Genomic DNA, 20,620 nt, shown 5'->3' on the forward strand with positions numbered 1-20,620 from the left:
GGACCGAGCCTATGGCGCACCCCCGACCTGAAGAAGAGCTCAGCGGCCCACCGCCTGGAAGTAGTTCGCGGCTCCGTAGTTCGCCACGTTCGCGCCGAGCAGCTGGCCCTGGACGTCTGCGAAGCGATAGTGCAGGCCCGCCCAGATGCGCGCGTCGATCAGCTCGCCGAGCGGCTGCGAGAACGAGTCGAAGGTGCGCACCTTCGGCTCGGCGGCCGTGAGGAGGGCGGACAGGCTCGTGATCTGGAACCCGCCTTCGATCACGTCGCCGAAGAACATCCGCATGACGGTGACGTGGGCGGCGTCGAGGCAGTTGTGCCCCGACGGCGTGTCGGGGTACGGCGCGGTGATCAGGGCCGTCCATCCGGGCTCGGCGATGGTCGCGGGGTTGTCGTCCTCGTCGGCCCGAGGGATCGAGTTCCACGGTCGCCAGAAGTCGTAGAAGTACTTGTCGTTCCAGCAGTTGATCGCGGCATCCGCCCCACTCAGGTTCTGCAGCGCGAGGAGCCTCGCGCTGTCGGCGGCGGTGAGCTCGTTGCGCTCGATGAGCTGTCGCGAGACCTCGTTCCAGCTCAGGATGGGCGCGCTCTGCCACCACTTGGCGACGTACGTCTGATGCTCCGTCCGGGTGGACCCCGTGGCTCGTCCGAGCGCCTGGACCTCGTTGACCTCCGCCGCGTAGGCGTCGCTGTCGAGCGCGGGCGGCGGCTCGGTGCGGAACTGCGATTGGCTCTCGATGAGGAACGGTTCGACACCGCCGGCCCATGGGGTCGGGTCGAGGATCGGCTGCCCCTGCGCGTTCAGGAGCGGCCACCAGTGTCCGGGCGAGGTGTCGGGAACCCACTGGGATTCGCCGAACCGTCCGTCGTCCACCCTCGCCTCGAGCATGGCGCTGGCCGCTGCATGTCCGGCGGCGACGCCCTGCTTCTCGAAGGGGCCATCGGCGACCGCATCGAGCGAGGTCGCGTATTCGGTGGCGAGACCCGCCAGGAGTGCCGCCCGGCCCGGGAACGGCGCCCGTTCCGGTGCGCTCGAGACGAGCGCCGCGAGCACGTCGTAGGCGGCGGTCGCCACGGCGGCTTCCACTGACGCCTTCGCGCCGAAACGCTTGTCGAGGAGATAGGGCTGATGCTGCTTGGGCCCGATCGCGTTCACCGCGTCGTACACGGCGCCCTGGGTCATGCCCATGTTGATCTGGAACGCGGGTGGCGCGCCGCCGTTCGGTCCCGGAACGGCGGCGAGCGTGGTCGCCGCGACCTGGTTCCAGTGGAGGACGGCAGTGGCGTCCGCGGCAACAGGCGGTGCGGCGGATGCCACGAGCGGTACGACCGAGACGCCGTACGCGCCGAACGCGGCCGATGCCACGATCGTCCCGGCCACCAGGCTGACGAATCGTTGATGGGTCATGATGCCCCCCAGATGGTGCGAGCAGACAGGGCCCCCCGAATACCTCCGACTGTCCCACCGATCCGGAACGGTGTCCACAACACGGAACAATTGAGGAATCCCCAGTTCTGGGGTGATGGTGCACTCGGAGCGAGAACGCTCTCGTCAACGGCGCGCCGGCGGCACGACGATCGTCGGGCAGCGGGCGTTCGTGACCATCGCATGGCTCACGGATCCGAGGAACATCCTCCCGACGGCGCCGAGCCCGCGCGAACCGACCACGACCGTGTCGTGATCCTCCGCGCGTCGCAGCAGCGTCGTCGCCGTCGGGCCCGACTCGACGTGCGTCACGATCTCGAGATCGGGGAACTCGCGCCGGGCCGGACCGAGCGCGTCCTCGAGCTCCTCCACATCGACGCCGACCGTGTGCGAGCGCGAACCGATGTGCATGGCGTGCAGGGACTCGCCGGCGGATGCCGCGAAGGCTGCGGCGAATCGGCAGAGCCCCTGAGCCGCGAGCCCGTGATCGACGGCAACGAGAACCCCAGACCTCGACCCCGGGTCATCCGTGGGGATCACCGCCACCGGCCCATCGGCCATGCCGCAGAGCCTCGCGCCGAGCCTCGAGCTGTGCCAGTACTCGTCCGTGCGCCCGTTCTCCGCACCGACGACGACGACGGCGTCATCGCCCGTCCGGTCCCGCAACGCCTCGCCCGGCTCGTCGCGCACGAACTCGACCTCGACCTCCAACGACGGATGCTCCGTCCGGACCCGGAGGCCCGCGGCATCGGCGTCGGACTCGGCGACGCGCACGAGGTCCTCGATCGCGCGGTCCTCCCCCGCGATCGCGGCCTCGTCGAACACGCGCACGATCCTGAGCTTCCGTGCTCCCGCGGGCTGCCGCTCGGCTCGGGCGATCGCCCATGCGAGCGCGGCCTCCGCGGTCCTGCCGCCATCCCATCCCACCACCGTCGCCTCGTGCATGACCGCACCTCCGCTCCGTCGAGCCCGAGTCTGCCGGAACGGATGCTCGGACGACGGGTAGAAGGTCCCGTGCGCCGGCACCCGGTGTCCCCGGTGCGTGCGACGATGCGCAGGAGGACGATCAGTGGAGGGCGGGATGCGGGGCGAGGCGACCGTGCTGCACGCGGATCTCGACGCGTTCTACGCCTCGGTCGAGCAGCGTGACGCGCCCGAGCTGCGCGGGCGGCCCGTCATCGTCGGCGGCGGCGTCGTGCTGGCGGCGAGTTACGAGGCGAAGGCCCGCGGGGTGCGCACCGCGATGGGCGGCCGGCAGGCGCGCGACCTGTGCCCCGATGCCGTCGTGGTCCCGCCACGGATGGACGCGTACTCGGAGGCCAGCAAAGCCGTGTTCGCGATCTTCCGCGACACGACGCCGCTCGTGGAGGGGCTCTCCATCGACGAGGCATTCCTGGAGGTCGGGGGTCTGCGTCGCATCGCGGGCACGCCCGAGCATATCGCGGTGCGATTGCGTGAGCGGGTTCGCGCGGAGGTCGGGTTGCCCATCTCGGTCGGGATCGCGCGGACCAAGTTCCTCGCCAAGGTCGCCAGCGCGGTCAGCAAGCCCGACGGCCTGCTGCTGGTCGAACCCGAGCGCGAAGAGGAGTTCCTGCTTCCGCTGCCGGTGGAACGATTGTGGGGAGTCGGCGCCGTGACCGCGGAGAAGCTGCACCGGCTCGGCATCCGCACGGTCGGGCAACTGGCCGAGCTCGAAGCCGCGGCCGCGGAACGGCTGCTCGGCAAGGCGACCGGCGCGCACCTGCACGCACTCGCCCGGCTGCGGGATCCGCGCCCGGTCGACAGCACGCACCGCCGCGGCTCGATCGGCTCTCAACGCGCGCTCGGCACCCGCCCGCGCTCGCCCGAGGAACTCGACGTCATCCTCACCCAGATCATCGATCGGCTCGCCCGGCGCCTCCGCGATCGGGACCGGGCCTGCCGCACGGTCGTCCTGCGCCTGCGCTACGGCGACTTCGCGAGGGCCACCCGATCGCGCACCCTCCGAACTGCGACCGACCGCACCTCGGTGCTGCTCGCCATCGCGCAGGGGTTGCTCGCCGGTGCGCAGCCCCGGATCGCCGACCGCGGCATCACCCTGATCGGGGTCTCGTTCTCGCAGTTGGCACGCGCCGACAGCCTCCAGCCCGAGCTTCCGATCGACTGGGAGGACGGGGAGCGCCTCGACACGGTGCTCGACGCGGTCCGCGATCGCTTCGGCGCGGCATCCGTCGCGAGAGCAGCGCAACTCGGGCGCGACCCGGGCTGGTCGCCGCCCATGCTGCCCGAACACGAGTGAACGCGATGGACGATGCGGTGTCGATCGACGCAGGCTCATGGTGGCGGGTGCCGTCATGGCGACGAGGTCGACGGATTCAGGAGCTGGGCGGGGCGGCGAGCAGCGAGACCACGGTCGCGGCGACGACGCGGTCTGCGTCATCCTCGGCGAGGCGTCCGGCGCGGAGTTCGCCCGCCGCCGTGTGCAGGATCGCGGTGAAGCAGCTCGTGAGCCAGCCCGCGTCGAGGTCGCGACGCATCGCGCCGTCGTGCTGACCCCGTTCGATGAGGAGACGGACGCGCGCCATCGGCTCGGCGTGGTGCGCCAGGATCTGCTCGTTCGAAAGGGCGAGCTCGGCGACGCCGAGCAACCGGTGGAAGGTGTCGACGATCCGCCACGAGCGGTGGACCAGGAGGTCGAGCGCGGCCATCGGCGCGCCGCTGAGGTCGAGCGACGCCAGCTCGGCTTCCGAACGCTCGATGACCCGGAGCAGGGTCGCCTCGATGAGCTCCTCGCGCGACGAGAAGTGCCCGTAGAGCGTCACGCGGCCGACGCCCGAAGCGCGCGCGATGTCGGTCATGCTCGCGCGGGGATCGCGCGCAAGCACGTCGATCGCGGCCTCGAGGATCGCGTCGCGGTTCCGCACGGCGTCGCTGCGAGTGGGACGCGGGGTCGCTTCGGCCATGCCTTGACTCTATCTCAAACATAAGTGTATGAGTTAACCTGTACACCACTGTTCAAGATAGGAATCGCCATGTCGCACTCGTCCACGACCCCCGGACCAGCTCGAACGGATGCCGTGCCCGCACGCCGCGAACACGGTCCGCGGCTCACCCTGGTCGTCCTCGCCCTCGCGCAGGCGATGCTCGTCATCGACCTGACCGTCGTCAACGTGGCGCTCCCCGTGATGAGCGCCGAACTCGGCATCGACCCGGCGCTCGCCGGCTGGGCGATCGCCGCCTATGCCGTCCCGTTCGGCGGCCTGCTGATCCTCGGCGGCCGCCTCACCGATGTCTTCGGCGCGCGCCGCATGCTCCTCGCCGGGCTCTCCGTCTTCACGGCGGCCTCGCTCGTCGCGGGGCTGGCGCCCGACGCCGCGTGGCTCGTCGGCGCTCGCGCCGCGCAGGGCGTCGGCGCCGCCCTGCTGTCGCCCGCGGCGCTCGCGACCCTCCTGCACCGCTTCCAAGGCCCCGCACGCAACCGCGCCCTCGGGGTCTGGAGCGCGATCGGGGGTGCGGGGGCTGCCGTCGGCGTGCTGCTCGGCGGCCTGCTGGCCGGCGGTCCCGGATGGCGCTGGATCTTCTTCATCAACCTTCCCGTCGGCGTGCTCGTCGCGCTCGCCGTCCCCGCCGTCGTCGGCACCGCGGTGCTCGGCGCGCGTCCCCGCGGCCGGATCGACGTGGCAGGTGCCCTGCTCGCGACCGCAGGGATCGCCGCACTCGTGGCCTCGTTCACGGTGGGCGAGATCGTCGAGCCCTGGGCAGGAGTCGCGATCGCCCTCGGCGGGGTCGCACTGCTCGCGGCGTTCGTCGGGGTCGAGCGGCGCGCGCCCGAACCGCTCGTCCGGCTGGGGCTGCTGCGCTCCCGACCGGTCGCGACGGGCTCGCTGCTGATGCTCGTCGCCACCGGGCTGCTCGTCGGCGGCTTCGTCATGTTCTCGTTCGAACTGCAGGTCGGCGCGGGATGGGGGCCGATCCCGACCGGACTCGCCTTCCTCCCGATCGCGCTCGGCGTCGTACTCGGCGCCCAGCTCGCCGGCCATGCCGTCGGCTCGGTCGGGGCCCGCCCCGTCGCGGCCGTCGCCCTGCTCGTGGGGGCCGCCGGGCTCGCTCTCGCGGCCGTCGCGATCGCCACCGGTCTCGCCGAGGGCGTTGCGGTCGCCGGCATGAGCGTCGCGGCGGCCGGACTCGGCGCGGGGTTCGTGTGTGCCAGCACCACGACGCTCGCCCGCGTGGACCACGCCGAGGCGGGCACCGCGTCGGGCGTGCTGAGCTCCTCGCACGAGATCGGTAGCGCCGTCGGCGTCTCGGCGTTCAGCGCCATCCTCGCTTCGGGCTCCGGCGTGGGCTTCGCGACTGCGGCGATCGTCGCCGCCGTAGCGGCGCTCCTCGCGGCCGTCGTGGTCCCGTCGGGCACGACCATGGCGACGGGCGGCGCCGCCAGGGGTATGCACTGACCTGCTCGACGGCGACGGATGCCACGGCCTCCGCCTGCGGCATCCGTCGCCCCATCTCTGACCGCAACACCGCCATGCAGGCGATCCGCAAGGGGTTTCTTGCCGTCTCGACTGAGAAGTACCGTGTGAGCACGAGAACGGGGGTCTCCGATGGCCGGCAACGACAACGACCCGGACGTGATGTCATCACCGACCGAGCGGCTGGCGCCCGCACTCGACATCGACGCCCGGCTCACCGAGATCGAGCGCCGCGTGAACCTGCTCGTCAACGTCACGCCGCTCAACGCGGCGGAGGCGTGGGCGGACTTCGAACGCAGTGACTTCAGCACGGCCCCCACGCTGCGGCTGCGGCAGTTGGACTTCGACCCCGACCTGGCGCAGCGCGACCTGTACGACCTCGAGGTCGAGAACGTGGACGACCCGGCGCTGCACACGCTCTTCCGGGCGAAGCGGGACGAGATCGCCCGGCAGATCACCGCGTTGGAGGACCGCGACACGTCACGGTTCCTCTACGGGTCACTCCAGCTCTACGGAACGGTGGCCCCGCCACTGGCGGCGGCGGCGGAGGAACTGCTCGAGACCATTCCCCCGCAGGCGCCCAGCACCCAGACCGTCACGGCCGGGGCGTTCGCCGACGCGGCCCGTGCGGAGTTCGAGCACTACCGCGCCGTGTACCCCGACTTCCCGGTCCGCGTCGAGGTACGAGACGACATCTCCGAGCTGATGGTGTCGTTCGGCCGCCTGCTGATCCCGGAGTCCGCCGCCTTCCGGGCCGACCGGGTCGAGCCGTTGCTGCACCACGAGGTCGGCACCCACGTGGTCACCTACCAGAACGGTGCCCGGCAGCCACTGACGCTGCTGACCATCGGCCTGCCCGGCTACGACGAGACGCAGGAGGGCCTCGCCGTGCTCGCCGAGTACCTGACCGGCGGGTTGGATCCGCGGCGGCTGCGCGTGCTCGCGGCGCGAGTGGTCGCGGTCGGCAGGATGCTCGACGGCGCCGGCTTCCTGGACATCTTCGAGTCGCTGCGGGCCGACCACCGCATACCGGCACGGACCGCGTGGTCCATCGCCATCCGGGTCGTCGTCGGGGGCGGTTCGGTGAAGGACGCGATCTACCTGCGTGGGATCACGCGCATCCTCGACGCCCTCGCCGAGGGCAGCCGCCTCGACGTCCTGCTCGTCGGCAAGCTCGCGTTGGACCACATCCCGCTGGTGCAGGACCTGCTCGACCGCGAGGTGCTCCACGCGCCGTGGGTTCGGCCGCGCTGGCTGGACGTGCCCGGTGCACAGGACCGACTGGAGCGGCTGCGCGAGGGCGCGACGGTCACCGACCTCTACGAAGGAGACGCGGCAGCATGAGGCTCGCATTTCTGGTCAACGATGTCGACATCGAGGTGGACGAATACGGGACCACCCGACTCGCCAGGGCCGCAGCACGGGCCGGGCACGAGACCTGGTACGTCGGCGTCGGGGACGTCGAGTTCGGCAGCAGCGACGGACTGTTCGCGGCCAGGGCTCGCGCCGCGAGGTGGACGAGCGACGACACCCTCGCGAGCTTCATGGAGGGCATCAAGGCGCGCGATGCCGAGCGGATCGTCATGGACGACCTGGATGCGATCTTCCTGCGCAACGAGTCGATCGACGACCTGCAGGAGCGCCCGTGGGCCAGCCCGATGGGCGTGGTGTTCGGGCAGATGCTCGCGGGCAGGGGCGTGACCGTGGTCAACGACCCGAACACGCTCCATCGAGCGACCAGCAAGCTCTACCTGGAGGAGTTCCCCGAGACGATCCGACCACGGTCGCTGGTGACGCGGGACCCGGAGGCGATCGAGCGATTCGTCGACGAAGTCGGACACTGCGTCGTCAAGCCGCTCTACGGGCAGAAGGGCCGCAACGTCTTCATGATCGAGGGCCCGGGCGAGACCAACCTCGCGCAGATGACGGAGGCGGTCCTGCAGGACGGCTACGCCATCATCCAGGAGTTCATCGACGGTGCCGAGGACGGCGATGCCCGGATCTTCCTGCTGGAGGGTCGGCTCCTCGAGCGCGACGGCAAGGTGGCCGCCTTCCGACGCGTACCCAACGGGAAGGACCCGCGCGCCAACATCAGCACAGGCGGTCGGTCGGTGCCCCTCGAGATCGGCGAGGCCGAGCTCGGCATCGTCGAGGCGATGGGCGACAAGCTCGTCGCCGACGGCATGTTCCTCGTGGGCATCGACGTGATCGGCACCCAGGTGGTGGAGATCAACGCGGAGAGTCCCGGCGGCTTCCAGAGCGTCGAGCGGCTCTACGACTTCGACATCGCCGAGACCGTCATCGAGGCCCTGGAACGCCGCGTGAGCCCGGGGTCCTGAGCCGACGTCACCAGCGACCCGTATCCGCCCAGTCGTTCTCGAGCTCGACGCCGCTTCCGTCGAGCGTCGACTCGAACGCGAGGAACACGTCGACGAGTGCATCCCGGTCGGTGAAATACCGCGCGTAGTAGGCCTCCAGCTCGGGGGCGAACCCGCCGTCGAGCGCGACCTGGGAACCGAGGTAGGCGAACAGCTCGCTGGCGCGGTTCTCGGACCGGTCGCCCACCGACGCCGCGATCTGTCCGTGCACCACGTCGTCGGCCGGCACCCGCACGAGCTCCGCCTCGACGAGCGCGTCGACCTCATCGCGCTCTGCGGGATCCAGTCGGGCGTAGACGGCGTGCAGCAGCTCGTGCGCGGCCGTCGTCACCATCATCGGCCGCAGTCGCGCATCGTCGGGCTTGAAGATCGAGATGACGTCGTACCCGCTGTAGCACCCGACCGTCGTGCTGCCGCCGGAGTCATCGGGCTCGGACGCACGCTGGTCGCAAGCCCGCGACAACTCGTCTTCGTCGCGTAGTCGCGGCCGGGCATCGAAGAAGATCTCGCGCCCCTCCATCGTGAGGAACGCCTCATCGGCGAGCGCCGCGATCTCGGCGTCGGGCCGATCGATGATGAGCCCCCCGGGTGTGGTGAGCTCGACCATGACCAGGAGTCCGCCGAAGGTCAGCACGCTGACGAGGACGACGGTGAGTGCGTTCCGGGTCACGATGGCGAGTATGCCACGGCCGGCTGCCCAGGACGGCGGCCGCGGCCGCCGATGGACGAGCATCTCGCGGAACGCTTGCTCGAGGTGTCGCACGCGCCGGGCTCATCCTGGGCCGTTGGGATTCGCAAGATCGTAGGCGCGGGAGACCTTCTGGGGGACGACCATGCGCCAGGCGTCGACGACGAACTCACGCGCCTCGCTCGGCTCCAGCGCCGCGAGGTCGGCGTGCACCCAGTTGAAGCGCATGTCGGCCGGGGTCGGCATCTGGAACTTGTGCGGCTGGCCCCCGACGAGTGCTGCCCGCTCCTCCCGTGGAAACGCGAAGCCCATCACCGTCTCATCGAGGGAGAACGCGACGTAGACGAGCTGTCCGACGCGGAACTTCAACCTGCCGCGCACATACACCTCGTACGACCGCTCGAGCTCGGTGCCCAGACGACGTACGTCTTCGAGTCGCGCCATGTGTGAACCCTACTTCCCGGAACTCACTCGGCGACGATCTCCTGCCGGAGTGGCCATCGCACACCTCGAACCAGTCAGACCTCGTTCCAGTGCCGCAGCTTCTCCGGACGCAAGCGGATCCACACCATGCTGATGAGCCCTCGCGTGAAGTCGACCGTCATCGCAGCGATCGTCTCGCCGCCTCGGCTGAGCATGAGCCCGGCCTGAGCGTTGACCGAGCGCTCGTCGATGATGAGGCCCGGCTTGGCCGCCATGCCGTGCGTGAGCAACGCGATCGCCTCGTAGGCGCCGTGAACCACTCTGATCCTGGGCTGCTCCAGATCTCCGGCATCGACGACCACGGCGACGCCGGGATCCAACAGCGCGGCAAGTCGTTCGCCGTCACCGCATTCGGCCGCGCGGCGGAACACATGCACCGCCCTGTGGTGCAGCGGGCGGTGCAACCAGTCGAGCATGCCCATGGTCTTCCCTCCGAGCCTCGGCCCGATGTCGAGGACTCTGTACATAGGACACGACGGGCGACCATCCTGTGACATCGGATCCGGCTCGTGAAGTCCGTCGATCCCACGACACGTCTGCGGGCGAGTGCGCGCCATCGCCACTCGCACGTCCTGCGCCGAGAAGTCTCGACGACCCGCACGGGGTCAGAGAGCCTCCAGCAATCGCGCCCGGATCGGAGTTCCTCCGCTCCGGTCACAACCCGGACTGCGCTTGGACTCGTCCGGAATCGACGGCCGTGGCAAGCGCTGCGTGGTCGCGTTCGTTCTGGTCCGCGTAGGTCTCGGCGAAGTCGCCGATGGCCTGGTCGAACCTGTCCGACTTGCCGAGATAGGCCGCGATGGCGACCCGGTCCCCTGCCCGGGCGTGTGCCCGGGCGAGCGTCCACCCGCACAGCCGGGCATACGTTTCCATGCTGCTCGGTGTGAGCTGTTCGATCTCGGCCGAGACCTTCCAGTCCCGCAGTTGCCGCAGGTAGTAGTCCTGCTCGCCTTGACGGGTCGGCGTGGCGCGCAGCCAGCCGAGGAAGATGTCGCTGCTCGCCTGCATCAGCCGCTGTCCGATCACCACCCGCCGTCCTTCGTGCGCGTGGCCGGGCGGGTCGGCGGGGTCCATTGCTGCTGGGGATGCCGCGCCGAGGTCGGGCACGAAGTCAGCCAGGACCGAGCGTTGCGCCTGTTTGGCCTGCAGGAGGAGGACTTCGCCTTCGACGCCGCCCTGGAGGAGCAGCACCCAAGCGCGGGTGCCGACGCTGCCGACCCCGACGACCTTGTGCGCGACGTCGACGAGCTCGAAGTGGTCGAACAGCCGTCGGCGGTCCGCGGTCAGGGTGTCGCGATAGTCGGCGATGAGCGTGGTGAGCCGCTGGAGCACGTCATCGGTGTCGAGGCCGGTCATGTCGTCCAGCCGAGTGATCAGCGGTGGGGCGCCGACGATCCGCCGCTGACCGTCGATCACGGTGGTCAGCTTGTCGAGCGCTTGCAGGCTGTCGCGGGTGTGCGCCTTGGCCAGCGCCTTCCGGGCGTCCTTCACGGCCGCCTTGCGCTCCTTTCGTTCCCGGTCGGTCAGCGAGGCGGCGAACCGGGCTATCGCATCCTCGATCTCGAGGTGCGCGTACCAGACGGTGAGTATGGGTTGGGTCGCGAAGGTGCGGATCGCGGTCCGGTAGCTCTCGACCGCAGCCATCGTCACGGTGCGCGACTGCTTCGCGGTGAACCCGTTGTCGCGGCCGGCGACGACGAAGCTGGCCGCCAGCCGCTTGACGTCCCACTCGAACGGTCCCGGGAAGGTTTCGTCGAAGTCGTTGATGTCGAACACCAGTCTCCGCTCGGGGGACGCGTAACCGCCGAAGTTCGAAAGATGCGCATCCCCGCAGAGCTGGGTCTCGAGCCCGGAGGTCGACGTGTCGGCGAGATCCGCGGCCATGACCAGCGCCGCGCCGCGGTAGAAGGTGAACGGGGAAACCAGCATCCGGCCATGCCGGATCGGCACCAGTTCTGGCACGCGCATCTCAGCCTGCCCGAGGAGGAGTGCGATCGGGTCCACCTCATCGGACCGCCGGAATTCGGCGTGTGCCGCCAGCGGTGTCGTCGCCCGTGCTGCCTTGCCGCGGGCGGCACGATCCCGATCGGACATCCGTCCAAGCGTCGTCGCCGCGACGCCCGCGGAACTGCCAGGACGTTCGTCCCGGGTTGCCTGCTCGCCAGCCCGCGTCGTTGTGGTCGGCGTGTCAGCCATCTCAGCCCTCTCCTGTTCGCGCTCCCAGCATCACCCAGAGGAGGGCCGATGGATGGGTCTTTGGCCCCTCGTGTTCATCCGGCCGGTGGCTGGGCCGACGTCGAGAGGGTGGAGCCTCCCCACAGCACAGGTCGTGCGGGGCAGGGCCTCCCCCGCTGTAGACGTGGCTGTCATGGGCCGAGCAGGCGCAGGTCGGCATAGCCGGGTTCGGCGCTCGGCTCGGCGGTGACCATCCTGCGGCCCAGGTCTGAGAGGGTGTGCCGCACCGCCCGCCCGGCGCGCCTGGTGGTGACGAGGCCCACGCCGCGCAGTGCCGCCGCATGGGAGGAGGCCGATGCCAGGCTGATGCCGAGGTTGGTCGCCAGGCTACTCGTGGTGTGCCCCTCGGCCGGCCCCTCGGCGAGAGCAATGAGCACCTTCGCCCGGGTCGCCCCGAGCACGGTGCCCAGTCGGAGATTCGGGTCGTCAGCGACCGCAGCCGGTGCTGCCCAGTCGGCCTGGACCGGGTAGATCAGGCCCAGCTGGTCGCGCCAGTGGAACGTGAACCCCGGACGGGACCAGGCGGCGGACGGGCTGATGATCAGGCCGCGCCCTTCCAGGTGAACGTCGGCGTCGACCGGGAGATCGACATCGAGTCGCCCTTCGCGCCACTTGATGGCGGGATGCATGCTGTTCAGGACCGACTCCATCCCGAGTGTGGCTGCCTGCCAGGCCAGGCGGCCGAGCTCGGCGGTGACGATCCTGCGGAACCCGGGCCGCATCGGTGCCACTACTTCCCGGTGGAAGGCGTCCAACGCCGCGCCGAGCAGATCCATCGCGCGCCCTCTCCCTGTGGCGAGTTCGCTCGCCCAGGCAGCTCGCGGCGACGTTGCCGTCGCGGCTTCCAAGTCAGCCCGAACCTGCGCTGGAGGGGTGGCCATCACCAGGTCCAACAGCTCCTCGACCGTGCCGGTGGCCTCCGGGATGAGGAAGCCGGGCACATCACCGTGGGCACCGGCCAGTTCAAGCAGCGGCCGGGCCGCAGGGGGCAGCGGCCTCCTGGCACCCTGGAATTGCCTGCGCACCCGGCTGTGAGGTTGCTGCACGGACTGCGCGCTGCCGGCGATGTCGTCGATCACCGACGGCATCTCGAACGTCGTCCGGGCAAGGTCGTCGACCCCGAAGTGAAGACGAAGCATGTATTCATTGTCGGCCGGAGGCCGGATCATGCCAACGACGGCCGCCACGTTTCGGCTGGGCCCGAAACGATTGCGGCGCTCGGCAGCGCAGGATTTTAATGGTGCGCCGGTTCAAGGACACTCCCTCGAGCCCAGACGACAATCAGGAGACGACATGAACAGGACACTGGCGACAGCGGTGGCGGCGTCACTCCTCGTACTCGGAACCGCCGGACCGGTCGCGGCAGACACGCCCGACTCCGCCAACTGCCTGGGCGTGGTGACCCAGCAGCGAGCGATAGCCCACCACGACATCGGCGAGCACGCATCGTCCCAGGAGGAGCCACGCCTCGGACTCGGGAACGTCACGCGAGAAGTCCTGGGCGAAGACGCCCACCTCGGCGAGTTCGGCAGCTTCCTCGGCGACATCGACGGGGACCCGGCCACCAGCTGCCATTAGCTGATGGGCGCGCTGGGTTCGGTCAGCGCCTTCGGAATGCGCTTGGGTCGCTTCATGCGAGCGATGTCCTTGACCGGATTCGCCGCGATGACGCCACGACGGACCGCGAGGCCGAGCAGCATGCTGAGAATCGTGAGCGACCGCTTGGCCCGCGAACAGGACTTCGCGCGCTGCACCTTCAGTAAGCGATCGATCCGGGCCACGGTCAATCTCCGGACGGTGAGATTGTCCAACGCGGCCATTGCCCAGAGTCGGAGCGCACGCTCGCAATCAGGGGAAGTCGACGATGGTCAGGGCAAGCGGCAGCGTGTCCTCTCGTGGTCCGGGGGGCGGCTCATCGATCAGCTCACCCGAATCGGGGTCGATGGATCCCACCACCGTGAAGTCATCGATGACATAGGGCACGCTCTCGGACGAGAAGATCAGGGGTGTGCGACTCACCTGAAAATGCAGATGAGCGGCGGAAGAGTTGCCGGAGTTCCCCAGCCGGGCGATCTCTTGACCTTTGGTCACGGTGTCTCCGACCTGAACCGTCGGCGACCCGGGTGCCAGATGATAATAGACGGCGAAGAGGTCGGGGGCCAGTTCCAGTGCGATGGCGTTGCCGCCGAGGTTGGCAAGCGTGAAGCCCGGGCCGATGGGCAGCGAGCCCGGTGTGGTGTCGGAGTCGGTGCTGTGCACCGTGACCACGGTGGCGTCCGCGACCGCGAGGACAGGCGCCCCATACGCCAGATAGCTCTCGTTGTCGGACGGGTCACCATCGACCTCCACACCGGCGCTGTAACCGTTCTCGCGGGTCGACTCCACGTCGATTCGGCTCACGTCGATCGCGAATCGCTCGCCACCGTTGATCTGCCCGCCCACCGGGAGGAGGACGTTGCGATGCCCGTTGAGGGTGCAGCACCCGTTCCCGACGAGCCATCCCTGCCCGCGAAGCGGAGCGCCGATCGAAACCGGTTGCTCGGTTGAGATAGCCACCGTTCCGCCGGTCTGCGAGACCTCGTCGGGCCAGAGCTCAGCGATACCGCCCGCTCCCGACTCTGCGGGACCGAACGAGGCAGCGATCTCGTGCGTCACCGACTCAGGGACGTCCTCGCGGTTCGCATAGGCGTTGTCGAGCGCCAACAGGGCGGTCTTGCCCGAGGGAATCTGCACCGTGGCCGGTTCTCCGGCCTGCGCGGATTGCGGGGGGCTGTAGTCGGCGACGATCATCGTTCGCGCGGCGGCCTCGTCCTGCGACAAGGTCGCCACCACGCTGCCGTCCGGCGCGAGGGTCTCGACGGACGTGATGACGGCGGGCCGCGGAGCGAAGTTGAGCACCGTCAGTTCGTAGGCGACGTGGATATTCTCGTCGGATCCGAGTACGGGTATCGGCTCAGGAGCGACCGCCTCGATCACGAGCGGGCTCATCTCGTCGGTCTGCTCGCTCCAATCGACGGCGGGCGCCGAGTCGGTGGTGGGACCGACGGGTTCCGCCGAATCGACGTCTGCGGGCTCACCGGTGCATGCGCTCAGGACACTCACCGCGACCAGCGCGGTCCAACGACCCTGCCGGCCCGTTCGCCATCCCCGCGTCCCGTTCGACGCCGACATATCACAAGTCAATCCTTCGCCGCGTCATCCCGCAAGACTGCCCTATTCCCGCAGCCGAGTCTCCTTCGGCCACTCCCGACACGCGCGTTCCACGCGCCCGGGGCATCCACCGGGAGAGGAGCCGTGGTCAGTTCATGGCGGTGCGACCAGCGCGGACCGCGTCGACCACCGCGAGGATCGAGTCCGAGACGAGTACGGGATTCTCGAGCATGATGTCGTGGCCGCTGTGGGTCTCGGTGACGTGCAGCGCCCCGGGCACCAACTCGGCGACCAGGCGCTGGGACACGTCCTGCGCCTCCCTGGTCACGGTGTTGAGGTCGGCCGGGAGGCCGGGCTTCGTAGGTGCCGGGTATGGCTCGTCTGCGGTGAGCACCACGAGCGGCATCGGCTGCAGCTCGCGAGCGGCCGCCACCTGGTCGAGGGCCTCGTCGAAGGCGACCTGCTCGTAGTCGGGGTAGTCGGCGACGATCTCCGGAGACGCCGCGTTCCAAGCGAGCCATGCGGACCACGCCTCGGGCATCGCCTCCCGGAGCTCAGGCGAGAAGCTGTCCACCAGCACCATCCCCGCGACGTCGTCGGGGTACTGGTTGGCGTAGTAGCGCGCAACAAGGCCTCCGTACGAATGGGCAGCGAGAACATACGGCGGCGCCTGGCCGGATGCCTCGAGCAGCGCATGCAGGTCGGCGACCGAGTCGCGCGGAGTGACCGGCTGGGGGACGGGATCGCTGCGACTCACTCCTCCTTCGGCCTGCGCTCTCGTGGTGCCCGGACGATCGTACGAGCACACCCTCGTCTCCTCGCCGATCGTCGGCTGCACGGTCGGCCGCTCGCCGAGCGGGCTGTCCCACACGTCGCCGGCGATGCCCCCACCCGAAACAAGGATCACGGTGGGCGCGCCCTGCCCCGTGCATTCGAGGTACATCTCGCGGCCGCCGATGTCGACGGTCCCCGTGAAGTCGGCCTCGGGGCGCGGGGAGGGAGGGGCGGTTCCGGTGCCGTCGACCGTTCCAGCCGTGCATCCGCCGGTCGTCAGGGCCACGGCGGCGAGGAGACCGCCGAGTCCCAGGAGTCCTCGGTCCCGTGTCATCCGCCGTATCGGCGTGCTCCATGTTCCGGCTGAAGGCATCCCCCGCCTCACAGGGCGAACGTATTGCACGCGGCAATACGCGACAAGGGCGACGAAACGATGCGGCCACTTCCCGCGATGGACGAACCGAGACTGCTCCCTGACGACCGCCTTCGCGCTGTGGCGACGGATTCCGGTCTTCGTCGGGTCTGCTGCACGGATAGGTGAGGTGAAGTCACGCGGCCAGTACGGCTGGCGTGTTCATGACGGCCGCGAATCCAAGAAGGCGTCAAACGCCCGAACGCGCTCGATCACCGTTGTCCGCGCAGATATCCACAACGCGGTGTGGCCGGCCGTCGGCTCCCCGGCGTCGCGGGCCTCGTTAGGCCAGCAGAACGCCTGAACCTACATCGACCCAGACGCCTCTGGAGCCGTCCAGAGGAATCGATCGAGCTTTCGAAGCGAGCGGGTGACCTGAACTGACGAAACCGTCCGCTGATCAGGAATCCGTAGGGCGGACGGGACTTGAACCCGTGACCGATGGATTATGAGTCCACTGCTCTGACCGGCTGAGCTACCGCCCCTCGCGGCGCGTCACTCGGGAAGGGCGACCGGCGCGACATCGGTGACCGGATCGGTCACCGGCTTCCCACGATACAGGCTCTCGAACGTCGACAGCGTGCGCTGGATGTCGTGCGCGGCGATGAGTCGGATCGACTCCTCCTTCATCGCGCGGTACTCGTCGGGTGACGCCTCGAGCACCGCGCGGAGCTTCGCCGCGAGGTCCTGATGGCTGCCTGGCTCGAAGAGGTAGCCGTTCTCGCCGTCGTGCACGAGGTGCGGCAGCGCCATCGCGTTCGCGGCGACGACCGGCAGCGCCGAGGCCATGGCCTCCATGGTCACGATCGACTGCAGCTCCGCGATCGACGGCATCGCGAGCACCGAGGCGCGGTGGTAGGCCTCGCGCAGCTCGTCGTCGGTCACGTAGCCCGTGAAGGTCACGCGCTCGGCGATGCCGAGCTCGGACGCGAGGTGCTGCAGGTTGCGCAGCTGGTCGCCGCCGCCCACGATCTCGACCTTGGCGTCGAGCTCGGCCGGCAGCAGCGTGAGCGCGCGAAGCAGCACGTCGATGTGCTTCTCGCCGGTGACCCGGCCCACGAAGAGGATGCGGTTCTCGGTGCGCGGCTCCCAGTCGGGCGAGTACTTGTGCGCGTCGATGCCGCACGAGATGGCGTGCACGTTCTCGAGGCCGGTGTGCTTCTCGAGGAACTGCGCCGCCTTTCGGGTCGGCGTGGTGACGGCCTCGGCGCGGCCGAACGTGCGGCCCGCGGCCTTCCAGGCCAGCCCGACCGCGAAGTCCTGCACCGACTTCGGCAGCAGCGTGAACTCGAGCATGTTCTCGGGCATGAAGTGGTTGGTGCCGATGATCCGGATGCCGCGCTTCTGCGCTTCGACCGAGAGGCCGCGGCCCACGACGATGTGCGACTGGAAGTGCACGACGTCGGGCTTGACGGCGTCGATGACGCGCGCGCTGTTCTGCTTGATGCGCCAGGGCAGCGCGAATCGCAGCCAGTCGTGCGGATACCAGCGCCAGCTGCGCAGGCGGTGCGCGGTGACCTCCTGGCCCTCGTGCACCTCCTTCCACGTGCCGTGCTTGCGGCTGGCGGCGGGCGCCATGACGTGCACGTCGTGGCCGCGCTCGACGAGCCCGGCCGCGAGCCGCTCGGCGAAGCGGGCGGCACCGTTCACGTCGGGGGCGAACGTGTCGGCGCCGATCAGGATCGTGAGCGGGCGTTCCGTCTCTGCGCCGTCGGTGCCGGCGGGGGTAGTCGCACCGGGTGTGTCAGACACGTGGTGTTGTTCCTCACAGTTCGTCGGATGGAGGCGATCGGCCTCTGGGATCACGGCGCAGGGGTCAGGCGCGGGGTTTGGATCCGACCATAGTCTACGCATCGCCGCCTGCGCGTTGCCCGGGTCGCATGTCGTGAGGTGCGCTCAGGTGCGCGCCCGCGCGGCGTTCAGAGGCGCGTCTGCGGGTGATTCCGCGCGAGCATGAACACGCCCCACACGGCGATCGCGCCCGCCACGACGAACACGAGGTTCGCCCACAGCGGCGCCTGCGACGCCTCGCCGAGCACGACGATGCCGATGACCACCGCGACGAGCGGGTCGACGACGGTGAGGCCCGCGATGACGAGGTCGGGCGGCCCGGTCGCGTAGGCGTTCTGCACGAAGTACGCCCCGAGCGCCATGGCGAGCAGGAGGCCGATGACGCACGTGAACGTGAGCCACTCGAACTCCTGCTGCTGCAGGCGGCCGATCACGACCTTCGCGAGCGTGACGACGAAGCCGTAGAGCACGCCCGCCATGACCACGTAGAAGACCGCGCGGATGCGGCGACGGAACAGGGCGAACGTGACGCCGGCGACGGCGAGGACCACGGCCAGGATGATCAGGATCGTGATCAGCTGCCGGTCGGTGACCGGCTTGTCGACGGCCGTGAACGCCGCGACGCCGACGAACAGGAACACGCCGCCGACGCACATCACGATCGCGATGATCGACTTGCGGTTCAGCTTCACGTGATTGACGCGTGAGTTGATGACCGACGTGATCACGAGCGCGATCGCGCCGAGCGGCTGCACCACGATGATGGGCGCGAAGTAGAGGCTGCCGAGCTGGAAGACGATGGCGAGGCCGAGCATGAGCGTGCCGATCACCCACGAGGGCCGGGCCAGCAGCAGGGCGAGCTGCTTGCCGTTGAGTCCCTTGCCGAGGGTGTCGACCGTGCGCGCCTCGACCTTGACGACGCCGCGGTGCTGGAACTGCGCGCCGAGCGAGAGGAACACCGCTCCGATCAGCGCGAGCGGGATGCCGATGAACGAAGTCGGGTCGAGCGCGATCTGCTCGGAGAGGTCGCTCAGGTCCGGATCCACGGTGACGACCCTACCCGTTGCGCCGCGGATATCCTTGGCGAATGGCCGTGCTCCCCATACGCATCACCGGCGATCCGGTGCTGCACTCCCCCGCCCTTCCGGTCGAGACGATCGACGACGAGCTGCGCGCGCTCGTCCGCGACATGTTCGAGACCATGGATGCCGCGCCGGGCGTCGGGCTCGCAGGACCGCAGGTCGGGGTGCCGCTGCGGTTGTTCACGTACGGGTGGGTCGACGAGGCGGGCACGAAGTGGCGCGGGGTGGCGATCAACCCCGAGCTGTGGATCTCACCGCCGCCCGCCGGCGAGCCCGACCTCGACGAGGAGTCCGAGGGCTGCCTGTCGTTCCCGGGCGAGCGGTTCGGCCTGCGTCGCGCCGAGCGGGCGATCCTGCGGGCGACCGACCTCGAGGGGCAGCCGTTCGAGATCGACGCCGAGGGCTGGCTCGCGCGCATCTTCCAGCACGAGTACGACCACCTCGACGGCACGCTGTACGTCGACCGCCTCGGCGAGAAGGACCAGCGCATCGTCGCGAAGATCTCCCGCAAGCTCGGCTGGGGCAGGCCGGGCGTCTCGTGGCTGCCGGGCGTCGACCACCTCGAGGACTGAGCGGGGGGCGCACTCCCGCCAGGCCGAAACGGCCGAACGCCTCAGACGAATGCGCGGATGCCCGCGGCGACGAGCGCCGCGACGATCACCACGACGAGGAACGGCACTCGCAGGGCGAACAGCGCGGCCGCGACGATGACGGCCGGCACGCGCGCGTCGAACACGATCGCCTGCCCCGCACCGAGCGTCTGCACGGCGATGAGCGCCGCGAGCAGCGCCACGGTGAGCAGGTCGGCGATGCGGGCCGGGCGCTCCCGCTCGAGGAGGCCCGCGGGCACGAAATAGCCACCGAGCTTCAGGGCGAGCGTCGCCGCGGACGCGATGAGGATCACGTGCCACGTGGTCACGACGCGCTCCGCCGCGAGAACAGGTCGAACCAGCCGACCGCGACCGCGACGAGGGCCGCAACCAACACAGGCAGGCCGGGCATGAGCACGGGCGTCGCCAGGGTCGCCACGAGCGCCGCGGCGACCGCGACGGCGCCCGCCTGGAAGCGCTTCAGCCGCGGCCAGAGGAGCCCGAGGAACGCGGCGGCGGCCGCGGCATCCAGCCCCCACGCCCGGGTGTCGCCCAGCGCATCGCCGATGAGGGCGCCCGCGAGCGTCGTGAGGTTCCAGCCGACGAAGATGACGACCCCGGTGAGCCAGAAGCCCCGGCGGGCCGCTCGATCATCCGACTGGGCGAGCGCCACCGCGGTCGACTCGTCGATCGTGATCCACGCCGCCCCGATCCGCTGCGCGAGCCCGCCGCGGTCGACGAGCGGCTTCATGCGCATGCCGTAGACGACGTTGCGGATGCCGAGGAGCGCCGCCGTGGCGATCGCCGAGCCGCCGGCCGCCACGCCGCCCGACGCGAGCACGCCCACGAGCGCGAACTGCGACCCTCCCGTGAACATCACGAGGCTGAGGAAGCAGGTCTGCCACACGTCGAGGCCCGCGGCGACCGACAGCGCTCCGAACGAGATGCCGTAGGCGGCCGTCGCGAGGCCGACGCCGACGCTGTCGCGCACGACGGTGGTGCGCCGGGTCGACGTCTCGCGCTCGTCCACGCACCCCTCCCGAATCGACGAAGGGCCGCCCGGTGCACCCGGACGGCCCTTGCTGCTCCCCCACTTGGACTCGAACCAAGAACCTATCGGTTAACAGCCGATTGCTCTGCCAATTGAGCTATGGAGGATCG

At 69.7% G+C, this 20,620-nt stretch carries 21 protein-coding genes and 2 tRNA genes; 6 read left to right on the forward strand and 17 right to left on the reverse strand.

The genetic code is table 11. The annotated features are described in order from the left end of the window. Positions 1 to 39 precede the first annotated feature (39 nt). Together FYC51_RS17780 and FYC51_RS17785 are read right to left on the reverse strand one after the other, a co-directional pair. Positions 40 to 1,407 (reverse strand): vanadium-dependent haloperoxidase, encoded by a 1,368-nt coding sequence (locus tag FYC51_RS17780; RefSeq protein ID WP_148735082.1) that lies wholly within the window; start codon positions 1,405 to 1,407, stop codon positions 40 to 42. A 144-nt stretch (positions 1,408 to 1,551) separates the two neighbouring features. Next, entirely contained in the window at positions 1,552 to 2,352 is an 801-nt protein-coding gene (locus FYC51_RS17785) for a universal stress protein (protein WP_187432713.1), read from the reverse strand. 154 nt (positions 2,353 to 2,506) lie between these two features. Between FYC51_RS17785 and dinB the strand changes: the two genes are divergently transcribed. Then, complete coding sequence (gene dinB, locus FYC51_RS17790; RefSeq protein WP_148735084.1) at positions 2,507 to 3,703, forward strand: DNA polymerase IV; 1,197 nt, start codon at positions 2,507 to 2,509, stop codon at positions 3,701 to 3,703. Between the two features lie 76 nt (positions 3,704 to 3,779). Here the strand turns inward: dinB and FYC51_RS17795 are convergent, their stop codons facing one another. After that, positions 3,780 to 4,367, reverse strand: coding sequence for a TetR/AcrR family transcriptional regulator (locus FYC51_RS17795; protein WP_148735085.1), 588 nt, complete (start codon positions 4,365 to 4,367; stop codon positions 3,780 to 3,782). 69 nt (positions 4,368 to 4,436) lie between these two features. On the opposite strand from FYC51_RS17795, the gene FYC51_RS17800 reads away from it, so the two are divergent. The 3 genes from FYC51_RS17800 (at position 4,437) to FYC51_RS17810 (ending at position 8,215) form a co-directional block, all read left to right on the forward strand. Further along, positions 4,437 to 5,858 carry an MFS transporter gene (locus tag FYC51_RS17800; protein WP_148735086.1) on the forward strand — a complete coding sequence of 474 codons (1,422 nt, stop codon included), beginning with the start codon at positions 4,437 to 4,439 and terminating at the stop codon, positions 5,856 to 5,858. A 180-nt stretch (positions 5,859 to 6,038) separates the two neighbouring features. Beyond that, a complete protein-coding gene (locus FYC51_RS17805) occupies positions 6,039 to 7,220 on the forward strand; it encodes a peptidase MATCAP family protein (protein WP_238476444.1) in 1,182 nt (393 codons plus the stop codon). Further along, positions 7,217 to 8,215, forward strand: a complete 999-nt coding sequence (locus tag FYC51_RS17810) for an ATP-grasp domain-containing protein (RefSeq protein ID WP_148735088.1) — start codon at positions 7,217 to 7,219, stop codon at positions 8,213 to 8,215. Before FYC51_RS17805 ends, FYC51_RS17810 begins: the two co-directional genes overlap by 4 nt. 7 nt (positions 8,216 to 8,222) lie before the next feature. Here the strand turns inward: FYC51_RS17810 and FYC51_RS17815 are convergent, their stop codons facing one another. The 5 genes from FYC51_RS17815 to FYC51_RS17835 all read right to left on the reverse strand — a co-directional run bounded on the left by FYC51_RS17815 (position 8,223) and on the right by FYC51_RS17835 (position 12,799). After that, positions 8,223 to 8,924: a hypothetical protein gene (locus tag FYC51_RS17815; protein ID WP_148735089.1), complete on the reverse strand. Its 702-nt coding sequence runs from the start codon at positions 8,922 to 8,924 to the stop codon at positions 8,223 to 8,225. A gap of 102 nt (positions 8,925 to 9,026) precedes the next feature. Continuing rightward, a complete protein-coding gene (locus tag FYC51_RS17820; RefSeq protein WP_148735090.1) occupies positions 9,027 to 9,386 on the reverse strand; it encodes an MmcQ/YjbR family DNA-binding protein in 360 nt (119 codons plus the stop codon). A gap of 74 nt (positions 9,387 to 9,460) precedes the next feature. Further along, on the reverse strand, positions 9,461 to 9,847 hold the full coding sequence (locus tag FYC51_RS17825; RefSeq protein WP_148735091.1) for a sigma-70 family RNA polymerase sigma factor family protein: 387 nt from the start codon (positions 9,845 to 9,847) through the stop codon (positions 9,461 to 9,463). A gap of 232 nt (positions 9,848 to 10,079) precedes the next feature. After that, on the reverse strand, positions 10,080 to 11,621 hold the full coding sequence (locus tag FYC51_RS17830) for a DUF2252 domain-containing protein (protein WP_148735092.1): 1,542 nt from the start codon (positions 11,619 to 11,621) through the stop codon (positions 10,080 to 10,082). Between the two features lie 170 nt (positions 11,622 to 11,791). After that, positions 11,792 to 12,799, reverse strand: coding sequence for a helix-turn-helix domain-containing protein (locus FYC51_RS17835; protein WP_187432714.1), 1,008 nt, complete (start codon positions 12,797 to 12,799; stop codon positions 11,792 to 11,794). Positions 12,800 to 12,953: 154 nt separating this feature from the next. Between FYC51_RS17835 and FYC51_RS17840 the strand changes: the two genes are divergently transcribed. Further along, positions 12,954 to 13,238, forward strand: coding sequence for a hypothetical protein (locus FYC51_RS17840; RefSeq protein WP_148735094.1), 285 nt, complete (start codon positions 12,954 to 12,956; stop codon positions 13,236 to 13,238). On the opposite strand, the gene FYC51_RS17845 is transcribed toward FYC51_RS17840, so the two are convergent. The 6 genes from FYC51_RS17845 to FYC51_RS17870 form a co-directional block, all read right to left on the reverse strand. Beyond that, the gene (locus FYC51_RS17845; protein WP_148735095.1) at positions 13,235 to 13,480 is read right to left on the reverse strand and encodes a hypothetical protein; all 246 of its coding nucleotides are present in this window, start codon (positions 13,478 to 13,480) and stop codon (positions 13,235 to 13,237) included. The genes FYC51_RS17840 and FYC51_RS17845 overlap by 4 nt on opposite strands. Positions 13,481 to 13,508: 28 nt before the next feature. Next, positions 13,509 to 14,831, reverse strand: a complete 1,323-nt coding sequence (locus FYC51_RS17850; RefSeq protein WP_148735096.1) for a M23 family metallopeptidase — start codon at positions 14,829 to 14,831, stop codon at positions 13,509 to 13,511. A 127-nt stretch (positions 14,832 to 14,958) separates the two neighbouring features. Then, complete coding sequence (locus FYC51_RS17855) at positions 14,959 to 15,870, reverse strand: alpha/beta fold hydrolase (protein WP_222863300.1); 912 nt, start codon at positions 15,868 to 15,870, stop codon at positions 14,959 to 14,961. Positions 15,871 to 16,407: 537 nt separating this feature from the next. After that, positions 16,408 to 16,481: transfer RNA gene (locus FYC51_RS17860), tRNA-Ile, on the reverse strand. A 10-nt stretch (positions 16,482 to 16,491) separates the two neighbouring features. Beyond that, positions 16,492 to 17,748, reverse strand: coding sequence for a glycosyltransferase (locus tag FYC51_RS17865; protein ID WP_238476445.1), 1,257 nt, complete (start codon positions 17,746 to 17,748; stop codon positions 16,492 to 16,494). Positions 17,749 to 17,915: 167 nt separating this feature from the next. Continuing rightward, on the reverse strand, positions 17,916 to 18,833 hold the full coding sequence (locus FYC51_RS17870) for a DMT family transporter (protein WP_187432715.1): 918 nt from the start codon (positions 18,831 to 18,833) through the stop codon (positions 17,916 to 17,918). A gap of 41 nt (positions 18,834 to 18,874) precedes the next feature. Between FYC51_RS17870 and def the strand changes: the two genes are divergently transcribed. Next, entirely contained in the window at positions 18,875 to 19,441 is a 567-nt protein-coding gene (gene def / locus FYC51_RS17875; RefSeq protein ID WP_148735099.1) for a peptide deformylase, read from the forward strand. Positions 19,442 to 19,482: 41 nt separating this feature from the next. Here def and FYC51_RS17880 read toward each other — a convergent pair whose 3' ends face one another. The 3 genes from FYC51_RS17880 to FYC51_RS17890 all read right to left on the reverse strand — a co-directional run bounded on the left by FYC51_RS17880 (position 19,483) and on the right by FYC51_RS17890 (position 20,617). Then, a complete protein-coding gene (locus tag FYC51_RS17880; protein ID WP_148735100.1) occupies positions 19,483 to 19,788 on the reverse strand; it encodes an AzlD domain-containing protein in 306 nt (101 codons plus the stop codon). Beyond that, positions 19,785 to 20,489, reverse strand: a complete 705-nt coding sequence (locus FYC51_RS17885) for an AzlC family ABC transporter permease (protein WP_187432716.1) — start codon at positions 20,487 to 20,489, stop codon at positions 19,785 to 19,787. The genes FYC51_RS17880 and FYC51_RS17885 overlap by 4 nt, the downstream gene beginning before the upstream one ends. 55 nt (positions 20,490 to 20,544) lie before the next feature. Next, positions 20,545 to 20,617, reverse strand: a tRNA-Asn gene (locus FYC51_RS17890). Positions 20,618 to 20,620: the final 3 nt, after the last annotated feature.

Source organism: Agromyces mariniharenae, from assembly GCF_008122505.1.
Classification (GTDB): domain Bacteria; phylum Actinomycetota; class Actinomycetes; order Actinomycetales; family Microbacteriaceae; genus Agromyces; species Agromyces mariniharenae.

Coding starts and splice junctions, on each gene's coding strand:
- FYC51_RS17780 (WP_148735082.1), bottom strand. CDS start 1,407: ATGACCCATCAACGATTCGTCAGCCTGGTGGCCGGGACGATCGTGGCA.
- dinB (WP_148735084.1), top strand. CDS start 2,507: ATGCGGGGCGAGGCGACCGTGCTGCACGCGGATCTCGACGCGTTCTAC.
- FYC51_RS17795 (WP_148735085.1), bottom strand. CDS start 4,367: ATGGCCGAAGCGACCCCGCGTCCCACTCGCAGCGACGCCGTGCGGAAC.
- FYC51_RS17800 (WP_148735086.1), top strand. CDS start 4,437: ATGTCGCACTCGTCCACGACCCCCGGACCAGCTCGAACGGATGCCGTG.
- FYC51_RS17805 (WP_238476444.1), top strand. CDS start 6,039: ATGTCATCACCGACCGAGCGGCTGGCGCCCGCACTCGACATCGACGCC.
- FYC51_RS17810 (WP_148735088.1), top strand. CDS start 7,217: ATGAGGCTCGCATTTCTGGTCAACGATGTCGACATCGAGGTGGACGAA.
- FYC51_RS17820 (WP_148735090.1), bottom strand. CDS start 9,386: ATGGCGCGACTCGAAGACGTACGTCGTCTGGGCACCGAGCTCGAGCGG.
- FYC51_RS17825 (WP_148735091.1), bottom strand. CDS start 9,847: ATGGGCATGCTCGACTGGTTGCACCGCCCGCTGCACCACAGGGCGGTG.
- FYC51_RS17830 (WP_148735092.1), bottom strand. CDS start 11,621: ATGGCTGACACGCCGACCACAACGACGCGGGCTGGCGAGCAGGCAACC.
- FYC51_RS17835 (WP_187432714.1), bottom strand. CDS start 12,799: ATGCTTCGTCTTCACTTCGGGGTCGACGACCTTGCCCGGACGACGTTC.
- FYC51_RS17840 (WP_148735094.1), top strand. CDS start 12,954: ATGAACAGGACACTGGCGACAGCGGTGGCGGCGTCACTCCTCGTACTC.
- FYC51_RS17845 (WP_148735095.1), bottom strand. CDS start 13,480: ATGGCCGCGTTGGACAATCTCACCGTCCGGAGATTGACCGTGGCCCGG.
- FYC51_RS17850 (WP_148735096.1), bottom strand. CDS start 14,831: ATGTCGGCGTCGAACGGGACGCGGGGATGGCGAACGGGCCGGCAGGGT.
- def (WP_148735099.1), top strand. CDS start 18,875: ATGGCCGTGCTCCCCATACGCATCACCGGCGATCCGGTGCTGCACTCC.